At 69.7% G+C, this 5130-nt stretch carries 6 protein-coding genes; all 6 read left to right on the top strand.

Features of this window, described 5'->3' with window-relative positions:
* A partial coding sequence (locus EHS43_RS36775) for an acetoin utilization protein AcuC (RefSeq protein ID WP_148104181.1) occupies window positions 1–926 on the top strand: 926 nt, incomplete at its 5' end.
* A 142-nt stretch (window positions 927–1068) separates the two neighbouring features.
* Window positions 1069–1884 (top strand): phosphatase, encoded by an 816-nt coding sequence (locus EHS43_RS36770; RefSeq protein ID WP_125194947.1) that lies wholly within the window; start codon window positions 1069–1071, stop codon window positions 1882–1884.
* 129 nt (window positions 1885–2013) lie between these two features.
* Window positions 2014–2223: a helix-turn-helix domain-containing protein gene (locus EHS43_RS36765; RefSeq protein WP_016437488.1), complete on the top strand. Its 210-nt coding sequence runs from the start codon at window positions 2014–2016 to the stop codon at window positions 2221–2223.
* Between the two features lie 178 nt (window positions 2224–2401).
* Window positions 2402–2500 (top strand): AURKAIP1/COX24 domain-containing protein, encoded by a 99-nt coding sequence (locus tag EHS43_RS36760; RefSeq protein WP_003948845.1) that lies wholly within the window; start codon window positions 2402–2404, stop codon window positions 2498–2500.
* Between the two features lie 228 nt (window positions 2501–2728).
* The gene (locus EHS43_RS36755) at window positions 2729–3790 is read left to right on the top strand and encodes an NAD-dependent epimerase/dehydratase family protein (RefSeq protein ID WP_125194943.1); all 1062 of its coding nucleotides are present in this window, start codon (window positions 2729–2731) and stop codon (window positions 3788–3790) included.
* 14 nt (window positions 3791–3804) lie between these two features.
* Window positions 3805–4857 carry a lysophospholipid acyltransferase family protein gene (locus EHS43_RS36750; RefSeq protein ID WP_125194942.1) on the top strand — a complete coding sequence of 351 codons (1053 nt, stop codon included), beginning with the start codon at window positions 3805–3807 and terminating at the stop codon, window positions 4855–4857.
* The last annotated feature ends 273 nt before the right edge of the window (window positions 4858–5130 follow it).

Genomic DNA, 5130 nt, shown 5'->3' with positions numbered 1-5130 from the left:
CGTACGGGCTGGGGACGATGGACGACCCGGCCTTCGAGCGGATGCACGAGGTGTCCGCGCTGATCGCCGGGCAGTCGGTGGGGGCGGCGGAGGCCGTGTGGCGCGGGGAGGCGCTGCACGCGGTGAACTTCGCGGGCGGGCTGCACCACGCGATGCCCGGGGGTGCCTCGGGGTTCTGCATCTACAACGACGCGTCGCTGGCGATCGCGCGGTTGCTGGAGCTGGGGGCGCAGCGGGTCGCCTATGTGGATGTGGACGTGCATCACGGGGACGGGGTGCAGGCCGCGTTCTGGGAGGACCCCCGGGTGCTGACGGTCTCCCTGCACGAGCATCCCCGGACGCTGTTCCCGCAGACCGGCTGGCCGGAGGAGACGGGTGCGGACTCGGCCGAGGGCAGCGCGGTGAACGTGGCGCTGCCGGCCGGGACGGGCGACGCCGGGTGGTTGCGGGCCTTTCACGCCGTCGTACCGGAGCTGATCGCCGACTTCCGGCCGGATGTGCTGGTGACGCAGCACGGGGCCGACACGCACTTCGAGGACCCGCTGGCTCATCTCGCGGTGTCGCTGGACGCGCAACGGGCGGTGCAGGTCGCCTGTCATGAGATGGCGCACGACTACGCCGGGGGGAAGTGGATCGCGCTCGGGGGCGGGGGGTACGCCGTGGTCGATGTGGTGCCCCGGTCCTGGACCCATCTGGTGGGGATCGCCGCCGGGCGGGAGATCGAGCCCGAGGCGATGATTCCCGAGGGGTGGCGGCAGGAGGTGTTCGCCCGGACCCGGCAGCTGGCGCCGGCGCGGATGACGGACGGGCGGTGGCCGGTGTCCTATGCGGAGTGGGACGCGGGGTACGACCCCGCGGATCGGCTGGATCAGGCTGTGCTGGCCACTCGGCGGGCGGTGTTTCCGTTGCGGGGGCTGTTGGCGTAACGCGTCGCGGGGTGACCGGTGCGGTCGCGCCCGCGCGGCGGAGCCGCATGTCGATACGGCCCCGCGCCCCTGACTACTCCGACTGTGCGGTGTTTTTCCGTTCCCCCGCCTTGCTCACACTCCATCCGTCACCATCACTCCCGTGTTGAGCACCGGCGCTCTCCGCGCCCATCTGCTGGCCGCTCGCCTGGCCGGGCCCGTGGCCACCTCGCGGGAGGAGAGTCTGCGGAGTTATCGGTTGTTCGTGGCTCGGGACCCCCGGGTGCTGATCGGGATCGACCCCGAAGGGTCGTGGAACGAGCGGGACTTGCTCGGTCTCATGGCGGAGAGATGCGGGGTCTCAGGCGATCCAGGGGTGACGACCGGCCGGGATGTGATCGATCCTGAACGGACCCTCGCGGCGCTCGACGCCTTCGCGGAGCGGCTCGCGGCGGTTGCCCGGCGCAGCGGGGCCGTGCTTCTCGGCACCGGTCACCCGCACCGGCTGCTCGGGTTCTACGCCGCCCTCGCGGACGCCCTCTCGGCGGCGGGATGTACCGTCCTCACCCCTGCGCATGGTCGCTGTGTCGACATAACGACCCGGTTCGGTCTACGTACGTACAACCTTGAGTACGTACGAGGTGTCGCGCTCGTGCGGGAACCCGCCGCTGAGAGCTCCGGTGGTGAGCCGGGCGCACACACGCATTCACCGCTGCCGGTTCGTACCGCCCTGGCGGCCGCGGCGGAGAGTGGCGGGCCGCTACCCGAGCTCGTGATCGGGGACCACGGATGGGTCTGCGGAGCAGGTCAGCTGGGGTTTGAGGCCATTGGGCCCGCGGATACGAACGACCCCGCGCTCTTTGTGGGCGAGGCCGAGGGGGTCGTGTCCGTCGTCGTTCCACTTGATGACGCTGTGCGGTCTGCTTACTACCGGCCGCTGACCCGCTACGTACTCAATCGGGCGTGTCTGTCACAGTAGGCCGCCGATGGGTGCACCTCTTCCCCACTTGCATCACCCGCCCCTACATTGGGGAGTGAGCACGCAGCGACGAAGAGTCACCGGAAGGGGAAGCCGGTGGCCGTCGAGTGCGGAAGGTTCAGGTGTGACATGGCTGCTGAGCAGAGGCCTCTGAGTGAGGTTCAGTTCCTTACCGTGGCGGAAGTCGCCTCGGTGATGCGAGTGTCGAAGATGACCGTGTACCGGCTGGTGCACAGCGGTCATCTGCCCGCGATCAGGGTGGGACGGTCCTTCCGTGTCCCCGAGAACGCGGTTCACGAGTACCTCCGCGAGAGTTACGTGGGGGTGGAGACGGCCTGACGACGACCGGACCCGGGGAGGCTCCAAAGGGTCCTCAGGGCACTCGCGGACCCCTGTCGGATCTCCCCGGTTCACCTCGATTACGACCTCAGCGCTCGGGCGGGTAGGCTAGCCCCTCGTAGGTCGTATGGGCCCATGGCGCCCAGCACCGAGTGATGAGAAGTGAGCGAGGGTAGTCGTGGGCTCTGTTATCAAGAAGCGGCGCAAGCGGATGGCCAAGAAGAAGCACCGCAAGCTGCTCAAGCGCACGCGCGTTCAGCGTCGCAACAAGAAGTAAGCGACGCCGCGTAAGCGTGTTTGTGGCCCCCCACCTGATATCGGTGGGGGGCCACACGCGTGTCGGGACACGCCCAGGGGCCGGATGTCGTCACCTCACGCAGCGGGCGGTCATCACAGCGCAACATCGAACCGCTAAGTTGGCGGGACACGGGGAACGCGGCACAGGACTGGGGCTGTACAAGGGCTGTACCAGGGCTGGACTACGGCTGGAAGGAAGGCGCTGATCTTGGGAAAGGTCGTGCTCGTTACCGGAGTGGCCCGACAGCTCGGGGGCCGGTTCGTACGACGCATACAGCGTGACCCGCAGGTGGAGCGAGTGATCGCCGTGGACGCGGTGGCGCCCGAGCACCATCTGGGCGGGGCCGACTTCATCCAGGCGGACATCCGGCAGCCCGGCATCGCGCGGGTGCTGGCCGAGACGGCCGCCGACACCGTCGTACACCTGGATGTGACGGCGATGGCGCTGGGCAGCGGGAGCCGGACCACGGTCAAGGAGACCAACGTCATCGGCACCATGCAGCTGCTCGGGGCCTGCCAGAAGTCGCCGAGCGTGCAGCGGCTGGTGGTGAAGTCCAGTACGAACGTGTACGGGTCCGCGCCCCGCGATCCGGCCGTGTTCACGGAGACCACCCCGCCCAAGTCCCTGCCCTCCGGCGGCTTCGCCAAGGACACGGTCGAGGTCGAGGGGTATGTGCGGGGCTTCGCGCGGCGGCGGCCCGACGTGGCCGTGTGCGTGCTCAGGTTCGCGAACATCCTGGGGCCGACGGCGGACACCCCGCTCGCGTCGTACTTCGCGCTGCCCGTGCTGCCGACCGTGTTCGGCTACGACCCGAGGTTGCAGTTCGTGCACGAGGACGACGTGATCGAGGTGCTCAGGATCGCCTCGCACGAGCCGGAGCGGGGCACGCTCAACAGCGGCACCTTCAACATCGCGGGCGACGGGGTCCTGCTGCTGTCGCAGTGTTCCCGGCGGCTCGGCCGGCCCACCGTGCCGCTGCTGCTGCCGGCCGTCACGTGGGCCGGGTCGTTGGTGCGTACGCTGGGAATGACGGACTTCTCGCCCGAGCAGATCCGGTTGCTCACCCACGGCCGGGTCGTGTCGACGGTCCAGATGCGCGAGACGCTCGGCTTCCGGCCGAAGTACACGACGGCGGAGACCTTCGCGGACTTCGCGCGCAGCCATGGCCCCGGGCTGCTGCCGCCGGAGGCCCTCGCGGGGGCCGTCGACCGGATCGCCGCGCTGCCCCTCGCGGGTGGCGGCACCCCCCCGACGCAGAGCGCCAACTGAGGAGCGCATCAACGATGGCGGACGCCAAGGTCATTCCGTTCGACGACGACCGGTCCCGCGCAGGCGCCGTACAGCGGCCGGCGCGGCGCCGGAGCGCGGGGAGCCGGCGCAAGGGCACCGAGCCCGGGCCGGTCCGTGAGGTCCAGCCCCTGCCCAGCGGGGCTTCCGCGCAGGATGATGTTCCTGTGACCCGTGAGGAAGAGCCGTCGCAGCAGGCGCACGACGAGGGCGGCCTGGAGCGTCGCATCGCCGGTGGCCTGAGCTTCCTGCGCCGCCGGCTCACCGGGGACTACGAGGTCGACGACTTCGGCTACGACGAGGAGCTCACCGACCAGGTCCTGATGTCCCTGCTGCGGCCGGTGTACGAGAAGTACTTCCGGGTCGAGGTGAAGGGCGTCGAGAACATCCCGGCGCAGGGCGGGGCGCTGATCGTCGCCAACCACTCCGGGACGCTGCCGCTGGACGGCCTGATGATGCAGGTCGCCGTCCACGACCACCATCCCGCGAACCGGCATCTGCGGCTGCTCGCGGCGGACCTGGTGTTCATGCTGCCGGTGGTCAACGAACTCGCCCGCAAGCTCGGCCACACCCTGGCGTGTGCGGAGGACGCCGAACGGCTGCTGGGCCAGGGCGAGGTGGTCGGTGTGATGCCGGAGGGCTTCAAGGGCATCGGGAAGCCCTTCAGCGAGCGCTACAAGCTCCAGCGGTTCGGCCGGGGCGGGTTCGTCTCCACGGCTCTGCGGCAGCGCACCCCGATCATTCCGTGCTCGATCGTGGGCGCGGAGGAGATCTACCCGATGATCGGCAACGCGAAGACGCTGGCCCGGCTGCTGGGTTTCCCGTACTTCCCGCTGACGCCGACCTTCCCGTGGCTGGGCCCCCTGGGCGCGGTCCCGCTCCCCACCAAGTGGACGATCCAGTTCGGCGAGCCGATCCCCACGGACGGCTATCCGCCGGAGGCCGCCGAGGACCCGATGCTGATGTTCAACCTGACGGACCAGGTCAGGGAACAGATCCAGCACACGCTGTACAAGCTGTTGGTGCAGCGCCGCTCGGTGTTCTTCTGACGGGGGTCGGTCCGGTGCGGGCGCGGTGAGCTGGTGGGGCGCACGTCCGGCCAGGGGCCGTGGGGCGCGTGCGGGGTCCGGCGCGGCTGTCCGAAGCCTGCGCAGCGGTGCGAGGGCAGCAGACAGGAGGGGCCAAGTTGCTGGTGCAGCGCCGGTCGGTGTTTTTCTGAGTTTGCCTTCGGCAGTGGGGGCGTCCTTCTCCGGAAGGGCGCCCCCACTGCGTACTGGCTGGGCTAGTTCGTGTCCTCGCCTTGGATGCCCAGGCCCGGGAGG

The sequence above is a fragment of the Streptomyces sp. RP5T genome, assembly GCF_003933965.1.
In the GTDB taxonomy this organism is placed as follows: domain Bacteria; phylum Actinomycetota; class Actinomycetes; order Streptomycetales; family Streptomycetaceae; genus Streptomyces.
Note: the sequence above shows the minus strand (reverse complement) of the source record. Positions and strands in the feature narration are given on the sequence as shown.

Bases quoted from the DNA above. Each gene is read 5' to 3' on its own strand.
- EHS43_RS36765 (WP_016437488.1), top strand. From the start codon at position 2,014: ATGGCTGCTGAGCAGAGGCCTCTGAGTGAGGTTCAGTTCCTTACCGTG.
- EHS43_RS36750 (WP_125194942.1), top strand. From the start codon at position 3,805: ATGGCGGACGCCAAGGTCATTCCGTTCGACGACGACCGGTCCCGCGCA.